Origin of the sequence: Ruania rhizosphaerae, from assembly GCF_009805705.1 — a bacterium.
Lineage (GTDB): Bacteria > Actinomycetota > Actinomycetes > Actinomycetales > Beutenbergiaceae > Ruania > Ruania rhizosphaerae.
The window spans coordinates 254,024-273,446 of the sequence record NZ_VSMB01000001.1; the positions used below are offsets into that span (position 1 = coordinate 254,024).

The 19,423-nt window shown below is 69.2% G+C and carries 18 protein-coding genes; 7 read left to right on the forward strand and 11 right to left on the reverse strand.

All coding sequences use genetic code 11. The features are described 5' to 3' along the window. Nucleotides 1–100 precede the first annotated feature (100 nt). The 4 genes from FV560_RS01050 to FV560_RS01065 form a co-directional block, all read right to left on the reverse strand. Nucleotides 101–1,558, reverse strand: coding sequence for a carboxyl transferase domain-containing protein (locus FV560_RS01050; RefSeq protein WP_159618413.1), 1,458 nt, complete (start codon nt 1,556–1,558; stop codon nt 101–103). Continuing rightward, nucleotides 1,555–2,724, reverse strand: coding sequence for a CaiB/BaiF CoA transferase family protein (locus FV560_RS01055; RefSeq protein WP_159618415.1), 1,170 nt, complete (start codon nt 2,722–2,724; stop codon nt 1,555–1,557). The genes FV560_RS01050 and FV560_RS01055 overlap by 4 nt, the downstream gene beginning before the upstream one ends. Beyond that, entirely contained in the window at nt 2,721–2,978 is a 258-nt protein-coding gene (locus FV560_RS01060) for a hypothetical protein (protein ID WP_159618417.1), read from the reverse strand. Before FV560_RS01060 ends, FV560_RS01055 begins: the two co-directional genes overlap by 4 nt. A gap of 235 nt (nt 2,979–3,213) precedes the next feature. Beyond that, the gene (locus FV560_RS01065) at nt 3,214–4,182 is read right to left on the reverse strand and encodes a sugar-binding transcriptional regulator (protein ID WP_235019846.1); all 969 of its coding nucleotides are present in this window, start codon (nt 4,180–4,182) and stop codon (nt 3,214–3,216) included. 112 nt (nt 4,183–4,294) lie between these two features. On the opposite strand from FV560_RS01065, the gene FV560_RS01070 reads away from it, so the two are divergent. From FV560_RS01070 to FV560_RS01080, 3 genes are all read left to right on the forward strand, one after another. Further along, nucleotides 4,295–5,125: an NAD-dependent epimerase/dehydratase family protein gene (locus FV560_RS01070; RefSeq protein WP_159618421.1), complete on the forward strand. Its 831-nt coding sequence runs from the start codon at nt 4,295–4,297 to the stop codon at nt 5,123–5,125. A gap of 28 nt (nt 5,126–5,153) precedes the next feature. Next, complete coding sequence (locus FV560_RS01075) at nt 5,154–6,167, forward strand: LacI family DNA-binding transcriptional regulator (RefSeq protein WP_159618423.1); 1,014 nt, start codon at nt 5,154–5,156, stop codon at nt 6,165–6,167. 129 nt (nt 6,168–6,296) lie between these two features. Further along, a complete protein-coding gene (locus FV560_RS01080; RefSeq protein WP_159618425.1) occupies nt 6,297–7,538 on the forward strand; it encodes an ATP-binding protein in 1,242 nt (413 codons plus the stop codon). Nucleotides 7,539–7,548: 10 nt separating this feature from the next. On the opposite strand, the gene FV560_RS01085 is transcribed toward FV560_RS01080, so the two are convergent. The 3 genes from FV560_RS01085 to FV560_RS01095 are packed head-to-tail and all read right to left on the reverse strand — an operon-like array spanning nt 7,549 to nt 11,113. After that, nucleotides 7,549–9,465 (reverse strand): D-apionate lactonase family protein, encoded by a 1,917-nt coding sequence (locus tag FV560_RS01085; protein ID WP_200837468.1) that lies wholly within the window; start codon nt 9,463–9,465, stop codon nt 7,549–7,551. Continuing rightward, on the reverse strand, nt 9,465–10,322 hold the full coding sequence (locus tag FV560_RS01090; RefSeq protein WP_159618427.1) for a phosphogluconate dehydrogenase C-terminal domain-containing protein: 858 nt from the start codon (nt 10,320–10,322) through the stop codon (nt 9,465–9,467). The genes FV560_RS01085 and FV560_RS01090 overlap by 1 nt, the downstream gene beginning before the upstream one ends. Then, nucleotides 10,319–11,113: a sugar phosphate isomerase/epimerase family protein gene (locus FV560_RS01095; RefSeq protein WP_159618429.1), complete on the reverse strand. Its 795-nt coding sequence runs from the start codon at nt 11,111–11,113 to the stop codon at nt 10,319–10,321. Before FV560_RS01095 ends, FV560_RS01090 begins: the two co-directional genes overlap by 4 nt. Nucleotides 11,114–11,181: 68 nt before the next feature. Here FV560_RS01095 and FV560_RS01100 point away from each other — a divergent pair, with 68 nt between their 5' ends. Both FV560_RS01100 and FV560_RS01105 read left to right on the forward strand, forming a co-directional pair. Then, a complete protein-coding gene (locus FV560_RS01100) occupies nt 11,182–11,913 on the forward strand; it encodes a FadR/GntR family transcriptional regulator (protein ID WP_159618431.1) in 732 nt (243 codons plus the stop codon). A gap of 180 nt (nt 11,914–12,093) precedes the next feature. Beyond that, on the forward strand, nt 12,094–12,492 hold the full coding sequence (locus tag FV560_RS01105; RefSeq protein WP_159618433.1) for a phage holin family protein: 399 nt from the start codon (nt 12,094–12,096) through the stop codon (nt 12,490–12,492). Between the two features lie 6 nt (nt 12,493–12,498). Here FV560_RS01105 and FV560_RS01110 read toward each other — a convergent pair whose 3' ends face one another. The 4 genes from FV560_RS01110 to FV560_RS01125 all read right to left on the reverse strand — a co-directional run bounded on the left by FV560_RS01110 (nt 12,499) and on the right by FV560_RS01125 (nt 17,782). Continuing rightward, on the reverse strand, nt 12,499–14,157 hold the full coding sequence (locus FV560_RS01110) for a hypothetical protein (protein ID WP_159618435.1): 1,659 nt from the start codon (nt 14,155–14,157) through the stop codon (nt 12,499–12,501). After that, on the reverse strand, nt 14,154–14,456 hold the full coding sequence (locus tag FV560_RS01115) for a hypothetical protein (RefSeq protein ID WP_159618437.1): 303 nt from the start codon (nt 14,454–14,456) through the stop codon (nt 14,154–14,156). The genes FV560_RS01110 and FV560_RS01115 overlap by 4 nt, the downstream gene beginning before the upstream one ends. A gap of 132 nt (nt 14,457–14,588) precedes the next feature. Continuing rightward, a complete protein-coding gene (locus FV560_RS01120; RefSeq protein ID WP_159618439.1) occupies nt 14,589–15,356 on the reverse strand; it encodes an ABC transporter ATP-binding protein in 768 nt (255 codons plus the stop codon). 26 nt (nt 15,357–15,382) lie between these two features. Continuing rightward, nucleotides 15,383–17,782, reverse strand: a complete 2,400-nt coding sequence (locus tag FV560_RS01125) for an ABC transporter permease (RefSeq protein ID WP_159618441.1) — start codon at nt 17,780–17,782, stop codon at nt 15,383–15,385. 276 nt (nt 17,783–18,058) lie between these two features. Here FV560_RS01125 and FV560_RS01130 point away from each other — a divergent pair, with 276 nt between their 5' ends. After that, entirely contained in the window at nt 18,059–18,550 is a 492-nt protein-coding gene (locus tag FV560_RS01130; RefSeq protein WP_159618443.1) for a low molecular weight protein-tyrosine-phosphatase, read from the forward strand. Further along, entirely contained in the window at nt 18,550–19,311 is a 762-nt protein-coding gene (locus tag FV560_RS01135) for a fructosamine kinase family protein (protein WP_159618445.1), read from the forward strand. The genes FV560_RS01130 and FV560_RS01135 overlap by 1 nt, the downstream gene beginning before the upstream one ends. Nucleotides 19,312–19,423: the final 112 nt, after the last annotated feature.

A 19,423-nucleotide genomic window follows, 5' to 3' on the forward strand; every position in this document is an offset into this window, starting at 1 on the left:
TACGCACGATGGTTTCGACGGCGGTCGCGCCACCTGCCGCGTTGTCGAGCACATTCGCGGCTTCCTCGCTCGAGCGGTCGCGGTGTGATCGGTTCACGCACTAGGACTGGGAGCACATCGTGATCAGCAGAGCAGCCGACTCGGCCGCGATCGCCCGGGCCAGCGACGGCGCGTCGTCGCCGTCTGGTTCCGGAACGATCCGGTGAACGGTGCCGATGGCGGCCAGGTCCACTGCTCGGATCTGCTGTCGGTCGGCCATGCTCTCGGCATGCGCAGTGTCACCGTGGACAATGACACTGGCTCCCTCGGGCGACAGCGGTGAGAGCCAGGCATGTTGAGCGGCCAGTACCCGTCGAGCAGGCAGCAGCGCCAGTGCGCCGCCGCCGCACCCTTGGCCGAGCAGGACGGCCAGGGTCGGGACCTGCATCCTTGCCATCCTCGCGATGCACCGGGCGATCTCCCCAGCCATCGCCCGCTCTTCCGCCGCGACGGAGAGTTCAGCGCCCGGGGTGTCAATCACGGTGACCAGGGGCAGGCGGAGCTCCTCTGCCAGGTTCATCGCGCGACGAGCCTCGCGGAGGGCGGCGGGTCCCATGGCGCGCTCGGGGCTCTGTCGGTCGCGGTCCTGGCCGACGAGGACACACGGTTGTCCGTCGAGGCGTGTCAGCGCCACGACAATGGTGTCGTCGCGCTCGCCATCGTCGGTGCCACGCAGGCGCAACGTGTCGGTCGCGGCATGCCGCAGGAGGTCTCGTACGCCGGCTCGCCCGGGTCGGCGGGTGAGGTCGACCGAGTGCCAAGCCGTGTGAGTCGCGAGCGCGGTCGGATCTCGCCGAGGGGCGACCGGGGGGTCGGGGCGGTCCAGCAGCACCCGCAGAGCCCGGTCGATCAGCTCGCTGAGGTCCTCGACTGCTACGACGGCATCGATGACGCCCTTGGCAGCGAGGTTCTCGGCCTGCTGTACCCCGGGTGGGAACGGCACGCCGTGGAGCGCCTCGAACACCTTGGGACCCAGGAAGCCGACCAGGGCGCCCGGCTCGGCGACGGTCACGTGTCCCAGGGATCCCCAGGACGCGTACACCCCGCCGGTCGTGGGGTGCCCAAGGTGCACCAGATAGGGGAGCCCTGCGGCCCGATGCGCTCCGATGGCCCTGGAGATCTCGATCATCTCGACGAAGGCCGGCGTCCCTTCCTGCATGCGGGTCCCGCCCGAGGCGGTGGTGGCGAGCACGGGGAGCCGTTCTGCAGTCGCGCGGCGGACCGTCGCCGTGATCCGACGTGCCGCGTCCCGCCCGATCGAGCCTGCAAGGAACTTGAACTCGTTCGCCACCACGGCGACGGGGCGACCGCGGACACGTCCTCGCCCTGTGATCACCGACTCGTCCGTGCCAGACCTCTCCTGGGCCGCACGGAGCTCTTGCTGATAGGCATACTCGTACCCGCTGATGTCGATGGGTTGGTCCCAGGACTCCCAGGACCGCTCGTCGAGGACGAGGTGGAGCAGATCTTCTGCTCCCCGACGCTGCTGTGTAGGCGTGCTGCTGACCGCAGTAGTCACCTCGCCTCCTCGCTCAGCCACATCCGCAGCGACTCGCCGTGCTGATCCAGCCGTGGTGGTGCGGTGTGGCCGGAAGGAGTCGACTCGTGACCGGAGGGGTCGAAGAAGCGCAACGGAGGGCCCGGCAGCGTCAGATGTCCGAGGGAGGCGTGCTCGACGTCGATCAGGAGTCCTTGACTCCGGGTCTGGTCCCAGGTGTAGACCTCGTCGAGGCCCCGGATCCTGCCGGCAGGGACGCCGAGGTCTGCGAGTCGCGCGAGCAGGGGCGCCGCATCCCAGCCCGCGAAGGCAGCCTCGACAACCTCGATCATGCGTTCACGGGAATTGACGCGCTCGGTGTTGGTCGAGAGCCCTGAGGGATCGATGGCAAATCCGTCGCAGAGGCGTCGCCACAGGCTCTCGCTGCCGACAGCGATCTGCACCGCCCCGTCGTGACAGCGGAACAGCCCATAGGGCGCTATCGACGGGTGGTGGTTTCCCTGGGCGCGGCCGATCTCGCCGGCCACGGTCCATCGGGTTCCCTGGAAGGCGTGAACTCCCACGAGCGCTGCCAGCAGGGAGGTGCGCACCACTTGTCCCTCGCCAGTCACCGATCGCTCGTGCAGCGCCGCGAGCACACCGTACGCGCCGTAGATGCCGGCGAGCAGGTCCCCGATCGGCACGCCGACGCGCTCGGGGTCGTCGGGGCCGGAACCGGTCAGCGACATGAGCCCGGCCTCCCCTTGAGCTATCTGGTCGTATCCTGGACGCCCACCTTCGGGACCGTCGTGACCGAAGCCCGTGATGGAGAGGGCCACGAGTTGGGGATTGCGCTTCATGAGCAGGTCGATTCCGAGCCCGAGCCGTTCCAGGACTCCCGTGCGGAAGTTCTCCACGAGGACGTCGGCGCGGTCGATGAGTCGCAGCAGGATCTCGCGGTCGGAGTCTGCTTTGAGATCGAGGACGAGGGACTCCTTGTTGCGGTTGGCCGACAGGAAGTACGTCGACTGAGGATCGTGGTCGGGCCCGGCGAACGGCGGCCCCCATCCGCGGGTGTCGTCACCGCGGTCGGGCGCCTCGACCTTGACGACGCGAGCGCCCAGGTCACCAAGCATCATCGTGGCGTGCGGTCCGGCAAGCGCTCGCGACAGGTCAACGACCAGGACACCGCTCAGCGGACCCCTCACGAAACACCCCGGCGGGATTCGGCGACCTCGTCGCTGGTCGATTCGCGCTGATGCACGAGTCGTGCGGTGCGCAAGCGGTTCGTGAGACCGGCGCCCACAGGGGCACGCCGGGTGTCTGCCTCAGACCGGCGGACGTGGCGCCAGTCATGGTGATGCGCGAGGATCACGTGCTGGGCGTCGAGGACCTCGGCTGCGGCCACGGCTGGTCGGTCACGGTTAATACCGGGCCACTGGTAGTCAGGCTGCTGGAGCATGGAGCCAGGCTGTCAGCACCACCGGCTCCGAAGCCTTGTCGTCACGTCTGGATCGTGGCTCGCCCCGTTGTCGCGGAGCACACCCGTCGGGCATGAGGGTTCCGAGCGTGGCAACACCTCGAACTGCGAGCGGCAGCCCTCGACTGGGTCCCCCGCAGCCTCGTCCGGGCTGACGGCGTGAAGCAGTGCTCTCCTCTGTCCCAACGAACAGGCTCGCCAGGCTCCGCCACACCCCTTACAACAACGCCCGCGCCGTCCTCGCATCGGTGATCAACGTCGTCACCCATCCCCCTGCGAGCGCCCCTCGGACGGGGCCGATCTTCCGCTCACCGCCGGCGATGCCGATCCGACGCGGAATCCGCCGGAAGTCATCGATGGGTATCGAGATGGTCCGTGCATCCACATCCCCCTCGATCGCTGATCCGTCTACCCGGAACACCCGGTGGCAGATGTCACCGACTGCACCGTCAGCCAGCAACGTTTCCCGATCCGAGGCATCGAAGGCATTCCCGCTCTCGGCCAGCAGGTCGCTCGGGTCGATGCTGCCGATCCCGACCACCGCAGCCGTCAGCTCGCGCCAGCGTTCCATCACGGCCTGCAGGCCAGGCTCGCGCAGCAGGCTGTCCCGGGTCCCGCGATCGGCCACCACACCTGGCGCCTGCACGTAGTACGCCTGCCCGCCCAGCATCCGCGCCAGCTCGCTCGCCAGCCGCTGCGCCTGCGTCTGCACCTCCGGCACCCCGATCCCGCCGAGCAACTGCACCACTTCACTCACCGTGGGGTTCACGGCCGGGCGCATCCGGTCCACGGTCGCGAGCAGCGTCTGGCTCCACGAGGCGATACCCACCCGGTCCGCTCCCGTGAACGCCGTCTCCAAGTACGCCGCCCCCGCTCCCCCGATGGCGGCGATCTGCTCGGTCTCGTCGGCGTCGTCCTCGACATCCACGATCACCGCCTCCGCCAGACCGAACGCGCGCTCCAGCTCGCCCTCGAGCTCGGTGTGCAGGCCCGGTGCGATGCTGACCGTCGTGCGCACCACCCCGAGCTGCGCGGCGCGCTTGAGCAACCGCGAGACCTTCGCCTGCGAGAGCCCGAGGGCGTCGGCGATCTGCGCCTGCCGCACCCCTTGCTCGTGGTACATCACCGCCACCTTCGTCAGCTGCCGTAGCTGCACGTCGATCGGCGGACCGTATCGTGAGGGCATCACTGCTCCTTCCCCAAGAAGTGCAAGCATATTCACAGATGAATGAATTGCGCCAGTGGGTGCCTCGCGGCTAGGCTCGAATCCGCTATCTCACCACGAAGGAGTGTCGACGATGATCGTCGGAGTCACCGGCAGCTCGGGCAAGCTCGGCAGCGCCACCATGACGCACCTGCGCGAGCACGGGCACCACGTCATCGGCTTCGACCGGCACGGCTCTGTGGGATTCGACTTCACCCAGGTCGATCTAGGCGATTACGGCCAGATCCTCGACGCCCTGCTCGGCGTCACCGCACGCCACGGCGGGCTGGACGCACTCGTCCACCTGGCGGCCATCCCCGTCAACGGCATCGTTCCCGACGCCGCCACCTTCGACTCCAACGTCAGCGCCACGTTCCACACCCTCTTCGCCGCGCACCGCGCCGGTATCCGCAACGTCGTCTTCGCTTCCAGCATCACGGCCATGGGGTTCCCTTTCGAGCAGGCCCCGCCCTCCCTGCCGGTGGACGAGACGTTCACCCGCGCGCACAACACCTACGGCCTCGGCAAGGTGGCCGAGGAGGCGATCGCGGCCCAGCTCACCGGCTGGACCGAGGGCGCCTCACTCACCGCACTCCGGTTCACCAACGTCGTCGCACCCGATGAGTACGCCACCTTCGAACGCGCCTGCGAACCCGCCTACCGGCGCGACCTGCTCGGCTCCTGGATCGACTCCCGCGACGGCGCCCTCGCCGTCCGCCTCGCCCTCGAAGCACCCGCCCCGGGCTTCCGCGTCTACAACGTCGCCCACCCGGAGTCCGGCAACAGCGCACCCTCGGCCGAGGTGGCCGAGCGCTGGTTCCCCGGCACCCCCGTGGCCAGCGATCTCGGCGAATACGAGTCACTGATGTCCACCCGCAAGATCCAGCGCGAGCTCGGCTTCGCCGCCCAGCACGACTGGCGCTGAGTACGCTCAGGCGGATGGAGAACAAGGCGTGAGCCGGGTCGGCATCCGCGATGTCGCCGCCCACGCCGGCGTCGGGATCGGAACGGTCTCGAACTACCTCAACCACCCCGAACGCGTCTCCCCCGAGACCGCGGGCCGCATCGCCGCCGCCATCGACACCCTCGGTTTCGTACCCAGCCAGGCCGGCCGGCAACTGCGTTCGGGCACCAGCCGCGTGATCGGCTACCTCGCCCCCGACATCTCCAACCCGTACTTCACCGAGATCGCCGAGAGCGTCGAACAGGGCGCCTCCACGCGCAACATCTCCGTGTTCTTCGCCGACTCCCACCGCAGCCGCTCCCGGGAGGACGCCTACCTCTCCGTCTTCGAAGAGCACCGCGTGCTCGGCCTGCTCGTGTCCTCACACGAGCCCATCGAAGACCGGTTGGCACAGGTACGCAGGCGAGGGACGCCGTCGGTCCTCGTGGGCCAGCAAGCCCACCACCCGGAGCAGCCGTCGGTCTCCGTGGACGACGTCTCCGGCGGCCGGCAGGCGGCCGCCCACCTGATCGATATCGGACGGCGGAGCCTCGCCTTCGTCGGCGGCCCCCTGACCATCGCCCAGGTCGCCGCCCGGCTCACCGGGGCGAGCGCCGCCGTCAGTGGGAGCGGGGCTGGTTTGGAGATCATCGACACCGCCGACCGCACCGTCCACAGTGGGCGTGAGGTGGGCCATGCGCTCCTGGAACGCGCGCCCGAGCGGCGACCGGACGCCGTCCTGGCCGTGAACGACCTCGTCGCACTGGGTCTCATGCAGGCGCTCGTGCACGGCGGCGTGCGAGTGCCCGAGGACGTCGCGATCGTCGGCTACGACGACAACGAGTTCGCCGAGGCCTCCCTCATCCCGCTCACCAGCGTGCGCAGCCGGCACGAGGAGTTCGGGCCGACCATGATCGACTTGCTGTTCGAGGCGATCGCCGGCGAGTTCTCCGGGCAGGTGCACCGCATGTTCGAGCCGGCGCTGGTGGTGCGGGCGAGCACGAGCGTTCGACAGTCCCACTGAGTCACCCCACGGGCATCATGCCCGGAGCTCTCGAGAGACAACCGCGCTAGAGTGACATCACCCCGTGCGGTAAACTGGCATCAGACTTTGCGGTAGATTGACATTTGTCGACTCGGAGGACGGCACCGCATGACGGGTTCGACCTATACACGCCGCTACGTCGATGACTACCTCGATCGTGCGATGGAGCATCTCAGCGCGTTTCTCATCACCGGGCCTCGTGCCTGCGGAAAGACGACGACGGCGCTACGGCGTGGCGCGTCGATCCTGCGCCTCGACCGGCCCGAGGAGGCCGATCTGTTCGCCGGACAACCCGATGCCTATCTCTCACGACTCGACCGCCCAACCGTGATCGACGAGTGGCAGGTCTCACCGGAGTCGATGGGAGCTGTGAAGCGCGCCGTGGACGCCGGAGCCGCACCCGGTTCCTTCCTGCTAACCGGCAGCGTGCGTGCCCGTCAGACGTCGTCCGTGTGGCCCGGGACCGGGCGCCTCATCCCAGTCCGGATGCACGGCCTGACACAGGGCGAACTGACAGGCTCGCTGCCTCGCGCCGAGACCTTCGTCGACAGACTGTTCGAAGGAGATGTCGAGGAAGGAGCGATCCAGGATCCACCATCGGTGTTCGACTACATCGCGCTCGCGGCAACGGGCGGCTTCCCAGAAGCGATCGCGCTACCCGACGATCTGCGCCGCGACTGGTTCGACGGGTACGTTACTCAGCTCGCCGGCCGCGACATCGCAGAGATCGCCGATCTTCGCTCCCCCCAGGCACTCGTGCGACTCCTGCGCGCTCTGGCGGCGAACACGGCCGGAAGTCCCACAACCACCACCCTCGCCGAGGCGACGCGCGCCGATCATCGCACCACGATGCGCTACCTCGACCTCCTGGAGGAGGTGGGCATCGCCGAACGTTTGCCGCCGTGGACGTCGAACCGCCTGAGTCGCCTCGTCAAGTTGCCGAAGCTGCATTTGACCGACACCGGTCTGGCGCTACGACTCCTGGGACTGGACGCAGAGACCGCGAGTCGCACCAGCGACGCACGTGGCCGCCTGCTCGACTCATTCGTCGCGGCGCAGCTTCGCCCACTGCTCGGGATCGGAGCACGCAACGTCACACCGCATCATCTTCGCGAGTCGTCGGGGCGTCGCGAGATCGACCTCCTCCTGGAATCGCTCGCCGGCGAGCTCGTCGGCATCGAGGTGAAATCGTCCGCGACGGTCCGGAAGGCAGATGCGCGACACCTCGAGTGGTTCCGCGACATGCACGGCGAGGCATTCCGAGCCGGGATCGTCTTCCACACCGGGTCGATGACCGTGCCGCTCTCGGAGCGGATCTGGGCGATGCCGATCGCAGCCATCTGGCGCTGAATCGCACCTCTCAATCCACGATCCGCCTCACCCAGGATGCCGCCTCGACGTGCTCCGTGATGGTCCCAGCTGGCGTGTGTATACGGACCTCCCGCGCGACCGGGTGCAGGTTCGCCAGGAGCAGCGTCGTCCTGGTGCCGTCCGTGCTGCCCACGGCCCAGAGCAGGCCGTCGGGGCTGTCGCCGCTCAGCAACTGCGCAGCCCCCGACGGCGCAGGTTCGGCCGAGCTGTTCCCGTGCGTGACCGCGGGGTCACCCGGGGCCACCAAACCCAGCAGCGCCTCAAACGCCCCGGCCACCGGGTACGGCGTGCCGTCGCTGCCGACCACGCCCCGCAGGCCCCACTGCTCGAAATAACTGATCGAGGCGACCCCGGGAACCGCGAGCGCCGCGAAGCTGGCGATCGTCCAGGCCGCCAGTTCGGGTGCCTGCTGGCGCGGGTCGGTGGCGTCGGCGAGCGCCGGGCCGTAGCCCTCGGTCAGATCGGGGCGCGTGGGCGAGGCATGGTCACGCTCGGCGACGGCGTTGAATGGCGGGCGCAGCGTGACCGGACCGATGTGCACCCCCGCCCCGCCAGCCGTCTCCCCCGCCAGCTCCACCGTGCGGCGAGCGAGGATCCGCTGCATCGCGACCGACTCCACCAGCTGCGGGGTGCCGAGGTCGTGGAACAGCGGCGACATCGCCACCGCCAACCCGTCCAGGTCGGCCGGCAGCCGGTCCAGCCCGCGGTTCAGCTCGGTGAAGTGGGACCGGGCGCCACCGACCACCGGCAGGTCCAGCCCGGCGGCGTCGAGCGCCTCCCGGAGCACGGCGATCGTCGCCGCGTCTGAGACGTGTCGCGGGGACCCGCCGGCATAGGCACCCATCCGCAGCACGCGCTGGCCCACGAGCCCATTGACGGCGGAACGCACCTTCTCGCGATTGGCAGGGTCAGCAGCGTCGGCAGGTTCCAGCACGAGGCGCACGTCGAGCGGGTGGCCGCTCGCTGCGGCGCGCTCCCAGGCGGCCCGCCAGCTGGACGTCCGTAGGTCGAGTTCGACGAGCAGCGGCACGTCGGTCATGCCGGCCACTACCCCGGTCGCGACCCCCATCGCAGCGTCGACGCCCGCCGACTCGGGCGCAGGGTCGGGTGCAGTGGCCGCGCCCAGGCCGAGCTGGGGCAGTGGGCCGGTAGCAGCGAGGTTGATGACGTGCGGCCTCTGCCCACCAGACCCCTGCGAACTCACGCCTCGCCCGGGTGCCACGGCAGCACCAGAGGCGAGCTGCGCCGTCGTGCGTGATGCGCTGAGGGTGAGGCCATGACGGATGTGCTTACCCGCGCCGACCCGGTACGGAAACGGTAGGGAGAGGGGGCGGTTGTAGGTCTTGAAGGAGGCGTCGGTCCAGTTGCGCTGGTCCTCCATCTCGAATACATCGCCCTCCAACCCAAGATCCACGCGGAGGCCGCCCTGCTCCCAGGTGAGCCCGGCGATATCGCGTGCCGGCTGGTGCGGAGCGGGGGCCTCGGGGAACTCGGCGGGCGAGCGGCCGCCGTCGGGATGGCGTACGACCAGCGGCGTTCCGGCCAGCGCCGGGGGATGGAGCACGATCAGCCCGGCGCGGTTGGTCCACAGTTCCTCGGCGGGCTCCAGCTCGACCGTGGCGGTGAGCCGGTCGCCGTCGATCTCGGCGCGCAGGGTGCCGGTGATCTGCGGCTCGGTGGCCTCCACGTGCACGGTGACCGAGGCGTCGGTCATGTCCACGGAGGTCACCGCCCACGGCACGGTCACCCAGTCGGCGACCCGCACGATCGCACGGATGCCGCGCAGGAGTATCCGCCCGTCCACGGCGATCTCGGAGAGCTCACCGTCCCGGATGAGCAGGGACCACCGCCCGCTCGTGAAGGAGCGGGTCGGTGGCCACCATGGCGCCGCGGGCCCGCTCGACATCAGCGCTCGATGGCGTCGAGGTGAAGCATGCGCGCGAGGTTCTTGTCGAGCTCGTCGTCGCGGAAGATCTTCTTCCAGTCCTCCTTGATGATCGACTCGCGTCCGTAGTCCATCGCGATCAGGCACGCGTCGCTGAACGGGTTGTCCCCGCGCAGGCCGTTCGCGAGCGCCACCTGAGTGTGCCCGTAGAGGATGCTGCGCGCGGCTGGCTCGGGCACGCCCATGGTGTGCACGGCCTCCTGCAGCGCCTCGTTGAGCAGCTCACCGATCATGCAGGCGACGGTCTCCACCAGGGTCGGCTCGAGCTGGGCGAGCTGCTTGACGGTGACCCAGTGCACGTCGACCACGGGGGCGTAGATGGCGCGGACGGTGGTCTCCACGAGGGTCTTGACGGCTTCGTCCTCGGACTCGACGGCGGCGATCGCGTCCTGCGGGGCGGCGATGCCGCCGAAGGTGTCGGCCCATTCCTCGGGGGTCTGCCGCTGCAGGAAGACCGAGGGGTGGCAGGGGTGGGCGACCGCTTGGATCACGTCGTCGCGGGTGGCGAGCAGGCCGGCGTAGGCGGCGGCCGGGTCGAGGGTGAGCACCACGGCGCCGGCGCGCATCTGCGGGACCAACTCGGCGGTGACCGAGGCGAGGGCCAGGTCAGGCACCGCGAGGACGACGATGTCAGCGTCCGCGACGGCGGTAGCGGCGTCGGTCAACTCGCGGCCGGCGTCGGTGGTGCGCTGGCGGCCGGCTTCAGAGTTCTCGACGTACTTCACAGCATGATCCGTGTGGACCAAATTGTTGGAGACGCGCATCCCCATCTTCCCGCCGGCGCCGATGACGGCGATCGTGTACGTGTTCTCACTCATGTGGTGCTCCTCAGATAGTCGACGGCGGCACGGGTCCATTCCCGTTCCGTGCGGAGGGTGGTCTCGGGGTCGTCCTGCCAGGGCAGCCAGTGCTCGACCACTTCGTTGATGCCGCGTTCACGCGGGCGGACGGTGCGCAGTAGGTGCGGGTAGTCGTGCAGGCCCTCACCCATCGGCGCGCCGCTGTAGGTGAAGCCGACCCAGCCGGGCTGACGGGCGAAGGCGTAGTCCTTGACGTGCACGGCGCGGGTGAGATCGGCGACCTGCTCCACGCAGGCCTGCGGGTTCTCCAGCCGGGCGACGACGTTGCCCGGGTCCAGGCAGATGCCGAGGTTCTCGCTGCCGACCTGCTCGACCAGGGCGATCAGGTCAACGGTGGGCAGTTGTTCGTAGGTCTCCAGGGCGAGCGTGACCCCGGCTGCTTCGAAGGCGGGCATCGCACCGGTGAGCCACTGGCGGGCTTGCTCGAGCGTGGGGCGGGAGTCGGGCCCGTAGATCATGCTGCGGATCAGCGTGGCGTCGAAGACGGCGGCGATCTCCAGGAAGCGGGTCAGGTGGCCGGGCTCGATGCCCTTGGTGCCGAGCTCGATCACCAGGTCCAGGTCCTGTGCTGCGGCGGCGGCATCGGCGAGTTCGGCGTCGTCCATGCCTTCCAGCGGCGCGTAGTCGCAGATCTGGTGCAGGCCGATGCCGAGGTCGCGGGTGGCCTGGAAGGCCTCCGGCAGCGTCATCGGCCGCGGGTTGCGGTCGGAGAGCTGCCAGAAGAAGGCGTAGGTGCCGAGTCCGAACATGAGGCCATTTTGGCGAACCGGTTGACCAATTGCAAGAGCGTGGGCACTTGTGCCGGTACCCTCGTGGCATGCCAGCCAGCGACCGTTCCGCCGAGATCACGGCGTCCCTGGGCTCGCTGCCGGGCACCACACCGGTCTCGGAGGTGGCGCGCCGGCTCCTCGATCTGTTCACCGGCGGCTCGTTCGAACCCGGCACACGCCTGCCCGCCGAACGCCAGCTCGCCGCGACCCTGGGGGTGGGCCGATCCGCGGTGCGGGAAGCCCTCGCAGCTCTGGAGATCCTCGGCATCGTGCAGGTGCGGCCCGGCTCGGGCACCTACCTGCGCGGGACCGCCAGCACGCTCCTGCCCCGGACGTTGCGCTGGGGGCTGCTGATCGGCGAGAAGAGCACTGCCGAGCTGCTGGAGCTGCGCTCCGGGCTGGAGACGCAGGTGGCCGAGCTCGCAGCGGCCCGCGCCGCCGAGGGGGACCTGGAGGCGCTCCGGGCCGCGCTGGACCGGATGCGTGAGCACGCCGGCGACCTGGCGGTCTTCGCGCGCGCCGACCACGACTTCCACGACCGGCTCGCCGCGGCCTCGAGGAACGAGACCATTATCGATCTGCTGCACGTCGTGCGATCCCTGCTGCAGGTCTACGCCGATCGCGCCGTGCACGACGAAGCGTCGGCGCTGCTGGCGCTCGAGGAGCACGAGTCCGTGCTGGAGGCGATCACGGCACGAGACGGCGGCGCTGCGGCTGCGGCGATGGCGGCGCACATGGCCACGGCGAATCGTCGACTGGGCGAGTCCGACCAGACGTGAGCAGTCGCTCCGCAACCCCGGGCGGGCCCGAAGTTGGGGGTCGGCGCGGTGAAGGGGTCGAATGTTCGGCCCCTCGGGAACGGGCACATCGCCAATAGGCCTGAAACTCAGGGTCAGACCGGAGAAGGGGTCGAAAGATCGGCCCTTGGGGCCGATCGCTGCGGGTGCGACAATGTCCGTATGAGTTTCCTCATCAAGGTCCTCATCAACGGCGTCGCGCTCTGGCTGACCGCGTTGTGGGTCTCGGGCGTCGACTTCCGCACCGACGGCACCGCACTGAACACGGTGATCGTGGTCGCGGTCGTCTCACTGCTGTTCACGCTCGTGAACGCGATCGTGAAGCCGCTCGTGAAGCTGGTTTCGATCCTGTTCTACATCCTCACCCTCGGCCTGTTCTTCCTCGTGGTGAACGCGTTGATGCTGCTGCTGACCAGCTGGATCACCGGCTTCACCGACTACGGCCTCGAAGTGGACGGCTTCTGGACCGCGGTGCTCGCCGGCCTCATCATCACCGTCATCTCGGTGATCCTCACCGTGATCCTGCCGGATGGGAAGAAGAAGGATCGCGACCGCCGCTGACCCGGTTCACTCCTCTCGCCGCATCTGGAAGTACAGGGTCTCGGTAGTGACCTCCCCCGTGGGCAGCACGCCGGCCGACTGCTCGCGCCAGCTCTCGATCGCCGGATCGGTGCTCGCGTCGATGAGCGTGCCGGTGCGCTGATAGGCGGGCAGGTCGTGCGACTCGCCGAGGTGGTTGACCTCGGCATCGGCGGCCAGCTGGGAGTCCGAGAGCGGGTTCGCCACCGTCACCCGGTTCCCGGCCACCGGGTTCGGCTGGTTGGCGAGGTTCCACACCACATCCTCCGGATGTTCCACGTGCATCACAGCGGCTCCCTCCGGAGTGGGCAGGTGCCCAGTCGGACCCCCGAAGGTCACCACCGAGTCGAACGAGAACTCGCTGCTGAGCACGGGGTCGTTCGCCATGTTCATCACGATCATCCCGGCCTGGGAGTGACCCGACAGCAGCACCGGTTCGTCCGGTGCGACACCCGCGGCACGCATCGCCTCGACCACGCCGTTCTGCGAGGCGGCCTCCTGGCCGGTGAAAAGCTGAAGGTTAGAGTGCCAGTCCAGCGGGTTGGGGTTGCGGACGGCCCCGGCTACCCGCTCCCCGGTGCCCTGCAGCAGCGGCCCGGTCCACGCCGGTGCACCCGGTACCGCAGGCATGAACCTCGGCGCGGGCGCGTTCCGCACTGCCGGCGCCAGGGCCGCCAGCGGCGTCATCGCGGTGGCCATCCCCAGCGCCGAGCCGAAGAACGGATGGCCGACCGGCCGCGGATCATCCCAGGACGTCTGCGTGCCCGGCACATGCACCTGCCAGGAGACGTTCCCCTCGGCATCGCTCACCCGGTCGATCCGGACCGTCCCCTCGGGTAGATCCTCGCGGTGGCGGAACCCGTTCTGCACCCCAGCCAGATCCTCGATCCCGCGCGCAGCCGCCGTGTGCGGCATCTGGAACCGCCCATTCACCACCTGCGGCGTGGGGTGGACCCGCTGCACGCTGACATCCGTCCCCGTGCCGAGCACCAGACCCGCCGTCCAGCTCACCATCGAGGCGAGAAGCACATTGCGATTGACGTCCTCCTGCCCGAGCCAGTCCAGCACCGGCCCACCGGTCGCGGTCCAACTCAGCTCCTCCAGCATGTACCCGAGCCCGGCCCCAGTCGGGGTCAGTTGCCCGCGATCGGCGGCCACCTGCATATTCCCGGCGGTGATCGCCACCAGTCGCGTCAGCGCCCAGGGCACGTAGTCGAGTCCGGACAGCCACGGAATCGGCTCGCCCGCCCCGGTCAGCGAGCGCGGCAGCTCGAACACTGTCCCGCTGCGCACTGACTCCTCCGCGCGCTCGTACTCCTCACGCGCTGCACGCAATGCAACCGCCAACTCCTCCGCCTCGCGTGCTGCCACGAGCAGACTGCCCTTCGCGAACCCGCACTGGGTCTGCCCCTGCATCCCGCTCCCCCACGCCAGCGCCGTGGTGGTGCGCACCGCATCCTGCCCGCTGCGGACCTGGCCGTAGACGGCGTGCAGTTGCTCCGCGATCGCGTCCGCCTCGATCGCCAACAACACCAGTTCGGCTGTGTCGGTATCGAGCGCCGCGCCGGAGACGATCAGCTGATCGGCCGCCACCTGCCGCCAGAACCCGTCCCGGTTCCCGTCCGGAACCTGCGAGATGCCGCTCATACCGGGATCGGGGCGCCCGTGAGCAGCGCCTGCCGCACGTGGTCGAGCTCGGACTCGTGCACACGGGCGGCCGCGGCTGCTGCATCGATCCCTTCCGCCGCCGCCTCGACGGCTCGCACCAGATCGTGGACCCGATCGCAGTAGGCACGCGCGGCCGGCGAGACCCAGTGGGAAGGCTCCAGGGCCGCGGCGCTCGTGGAGATGCGGCGGGTCTCAGCCGCCGCTGCCGCGAGCGCGACCGACGGGGTCAGGATCGCCGGGGCGATGGGCAGGGTCAGCGGTGATCGTGGTGGGTTCACGGGTTCCTCCTCGTCTCGCCAGCGACGTTAGGGAGAATCCCTGCGACCGATGCGAGAGCCCCCGGAGGGTTGTGGACGAACCGACATCGCCCAGCCGGCATCGCACACCGGCTCACCGGCACCGGCAACGGCTCAGAAGCCCTGCTGGCGCAACCACCCGATCAACCGGTCTTCACGCTGCGCCGCCGTGTCCGCCGTCCAGGTCCCCAGCTCCGCGGAGTCGACCAGCAGACCGTCCCGCAGGTAGACCACCCTGTCGGCTCGAGCCGCGCAGGACGGATCGTGAGTGACCATCACCAAGGTCGACCCATCCCGATGCACCTGCGTCAGGGCATCCATGACCTCGGCCGACATGCTGCTGTTGAGTGCACCTGTGGGCTCGTCGGCGAACACGATCGCGGGCTCACTGGCCAGCGCCCGGCAGAGAGAAGCGCGTTGCAGCTGGCCCCCCGATACCTGGGTGATCCCGTGGCCGGCGACGTGCGCGATCCCGAACCGTTCCAGCAGGGCCTCCACTCGCGCGATCGCGCCCGGTTTGTCCCTCGGTGCGGCCTTCAACGCCGGCAGCAGCACGTTGTCACGCACTGTGAGGTTGCCCAGGAAGTGCGCCTGCTGGAAGACGAACCCCATCCGGGTCAGGCGCAACCGGCTCATCTCGTCGTCGGAGAGGCCGGTCAGTTCGCTGCCTTCCAGCAGCACCTGGCCGCCGCTGGGCCGGTCCATCCCACTGATGTTGTAGAGCAGGGTGGACTTCCCGGATCCGGAAGCGCCCATCACTGCGATGAACTCCCCCTCGCGGACTGTCAGGTCGATGCCGCGCAGCACCTCAGCCGGCGGGTCGGTGGAGACGTAGGTCTTGGTCACGGCGCGACATTCCAGTGTCGCCTGGCGATCGGTCATCACAGCTCCTGTCATGGTCGGGAAGGTCAGCTACGGAGCCAGTCGCTGGTGTTGGCCCGGCGCAGCGAGCGGCTGAGCAGGACGGCACCGACGTAGCTGGTTGCGAGCAGCAATAGCGGATAGGCGAGGTAGGCGATCCACGGGTTGGGCAGAAGCGTCAGGCTGACCAGTCCGAACGGCAGTGTGGCGATCAACGACCCGACGAACCACTCTCCGGCCGTGGCCGCGAACACCACGCCCAGGCCGATCCCGGCCGTGGCCGTCACCACGGTCTTGCCCTGTACCTGGCCTGCGAGTTCCCGCAGCGAGAACCCGATCGCGGACAGGGCTCCCAGCACCGGCCGATCCCGGCTCAGCCGCCATCGCAGGAACAGGCAGGTGATCAGCAGTGCCACCGCCACCCCGAAGATCAACGACAGCACGGCCGCGCTGCGGAAGGCGTCGGTCAGGGAGGACAGCAGCTGCTCGAGGTACTCCTGCATCGGCCACATGGTGGCATCGGGGAACGTCGCGTTGTATTCCGATGCGACGGCCTCCGGGTCAGTCCCGTCTGTGGTGTTGGCGAAGATCACGTAGCTGGCAGCGCCGGCGGTCACCCGCCCTGGCATCTTGGCGGTGTACCCGCCGCTGGTGATGTCCTGGTAGATCCCGCTCACCGTCAGGGTCAGTTCGCCGTCCTGGTTGCGTACCGTGAGCTCATCGCCCGTCGCTACACCGAGCTTGTCCGCATTCAGCGCCGACAACGCGATCTCCTGCTCGCCCGGGGAGCGGCCGTCGAGGAACTCCGCGCTGCCGGCGCTGTGGTCCCCCACCGCGATCCGCAGGGTCTCGGGACCGTCCACGCCCGTAGTCTCGTACAACACGTTGGCGTAGGCCTGCACGTCGGTGAGCCGGTGGTCCTCCGTCATGGCCGCCAGAAGGTCGGCGCCCGCAGCGTCGACGTCGTCGGCGAACTGCACGTCTGCCCGCACATCGGCCTCCGGCGATCCCATATGGGTGACGAAGCCAGGATCCTGGAACGTGCTCAACAGGCTCATCGGCAACGTGATCAGCACGGTCGCCAGGAAGTACACCACGGGGATCAGGAGCCACTGCCGGCTCTCGGCGCGCAGGTCAGCCACCGCGAGCCGGCTGTTGAGGGTGCCGAAACGCCCGGCAACGCTGGTGCGTTGCAGCCGGCGAGCTTGCCGCTTGGCCCGCCTGGCGGACTGGCGCTCACCGAGGAGGCTGCCGTGCACCAGAGCGTTGACCACCTCCACCTTCTTCACTGACCGCAGCACCCTCCAGCAGGTGAGCAGCACGATCCCGGCGACGAGCCCCACGGCCGCCAGCAGCACGAGAGCGGACAGCGCTCCGAATCCGGCGGGTGCGAAGTTCACCTGGACACTACGGGTGAGCAGGTGAGCAGCAGCGATGGCTGCGCCTGCACCGATCAGGCACCCGATCACCGTCATCGCGCCGTATCGCAGCAGGTAGAGCCGAGAGATCTCGTGGGATGGAAGGCCGATCGCCTTCATCGTCCCGATCTCGCGGACCTCGTCCTCCAGCGTGCCGCGGATCACGAACCGCACGCTCAGCAGCGCGATCGCGATCAGGAGCAGGCTGACCAGCATCAACGCCATCGCCGCGAGGCCATCGCTGAAGGCGTTGAACACCCGGGCCAGCGCGTAGGTGACGGTCGGCCCGTTCTTCGGCACTGCCGCGTCCGCGTCATAAGCGCGTTGCAGGTCACCGACCAGCGCGAGGTCGGTCATCCGGTACTCCACGATGATCTCCGACGCACCCCCTCCGGCCTGCCGCAGCGCCGCGAAGTCAGGCTCCGAGATCAGGAACCGGATCGCCGGGGACAACGAGGAGGCCATCTGTCCGTCGCGGACGAAGCCCTGAACCACGTAGTGTTCCGTCCCCGCGTCGGTGCCGACGACGAGCTCATCCCCCACTCGCAGCTCATACCGCTGCTGGTACCCGACCGGCACGTAGATCTCCCCGGGCGCCGGCCGCGGGATCGCACCGGACTCCTCCACGAGGTAGTCGAACTCGGTGTTCTGGGTCACGAAGAGGTTGTCGATCAGGCTGTCCGCGAAGTCTCCTGACTCCCCGGTGGACGGTCGTTCCCAGCCGATCGCGGCGCCGTCGAAGCCGAGCATGTCCTCGATGAACCAGCTCTCGATGCCGGGTTGCCCGGCGGCGAACTCCTCGAGCGCCGCCACGTCGTACTCCCCCGAGTGCATCTGCAGGAAATGTGGGGGCTTTGCCTCGTCGAACAGCTGATCCACCGACCCGAGAGTCCGCTCCATCACCAGCGCGCCGGTGCCCATCAGGAATGCACTGAGAGTCACCACCAGCAGCAGTGCGGTGGTGACAGTCTTGTTCGCGCGCAGGTCGTTGGCGACGTACCGCAGGTAGACCGACGATCGGATGTTCACGGCAGCGTTTCCGTTCCTCGTCCTGAGGCGAGAGCCCGTCGCGCTCGCCACGCCTACGACGCTAGGAGGCCGGTGATGTCCGGGACCATCGGGGACAACCCGGGTTAACGGCACGCAGACCCTGGCCTTCCTCAGGGTCGCCACCCTGACCATCGGCACCGCACATCGGCACCGCACATGGGCATCGACCGGGGACCGCAGCGCGCCTCGAGTTGGCGTTGAGCCCGCCCGGCGAGCGGGATGATGGCCAGAGCGACACACCCGATAATGGTCGGCATGGGATATCGGATCAGCGTGGTGTGCACCGGCAACATCTGCCGCTCCCCGATGGGTGAAGCAGTCCTCCGATCGGCGTTCGAGGAGGCGGGCCTCGGCGACCAGGTCGACGTGGTCTCAGCCGGGACGGGCGCCTGGCACCTCGGCAACGACGCCGACCACCGCACGCACGCCGTCCTCACCCGCCACGGCCACACCCTCAGCGGGCACACGGCCACCCAGTTCTCCGCCTCCGACTTCGCTGAGCTGGACCTCGTACTCGCCCTCGACAGCGGCCACGAACGGGCCCTGCGCCGGCTCGCCCCCGATGCCGGCGCCGCCGCGAAGGTCCGCCTGCTGCGCAGCTTCGACTCCAGCGCCCCACCCGGTGCCGAGGTCGCCGACCCCTACTACGGCGACCCAGAGGACTTCGAGACCGTCTACACGCAGGTGAGCTCCGCCGTCGCCGGGCTCGTGGCGCACGTGCGGGACGCGCTCGAGGCACCGGCCTGATGGAGAGCTGGACCAAGACCGACTTCCCGCACCCGGATGCGGCGCTCGCCGAGGCCGAGGGGTTGCGCTGGCTCGCAGCCGCCGACGGCGGAGCCCGGGTTGCGCAGGTGCGTCACGCCGGGCCCGGGGTACTGGAGCTGGAGCGGGTACGCGACGGTAGCGGGTCGGCCGAGCACGCCCGTGCGTTCGGTGCGGCACTCGCCCGCACGCATGCAGCGGGCGCCCCGTCATTCGGGTTCGTCCCCGGCCAGACCACGGGTTTCATGGCGGGTGCACCCATGCCCGGCAGCGACGCCGCGACGTGGGGGGAGTTCTACGCCGAGGCACGCGTGATGCCGTTCCTGCGCCGGGCCGAGGCGAGCGGAGCGTTCGGGGCGCGGGATGTGGAGGTGATCTGCGCCGTCGTGGAGCGGTTGGCGGCCGGGGAACTGGACCATCCACAGCCGGCACTCGTGGGTGAGGTGGCGCGGTTGCACGGCGACCTGTGGAGCGGGAACGTGCTGTGGTCGCCCACCGGGGTGGTGCTGATCGACGCCACGGCGCACGGCGGGCACGCCGAGACCGACCTGGCCATGCTCGACCTGTTCGGAGCGCCGCATCTGGCGGAGATCCTCGCCGGCTACCAGGAGGTCTCCCCGCTCGCCGACGGGTGGGAGGACCGGGTGGCGCTGCACCAGCTCAACCCGCTGCTGGTGCATACCGTGCTGTTCGGGGGCGGATACGCCCAGGCGGCCGTCGCCGCGGCTGCGCGGTACCGCTAGGTGCCGATACCCCGGAATCCCTCGTCGATCTGGCGGTCGGTAGACGGTCACCCTGGAATCGCTCGTCGATCTGGCGACCAGATCGACGAGCGATTCCAGATGGGTGCGCGGG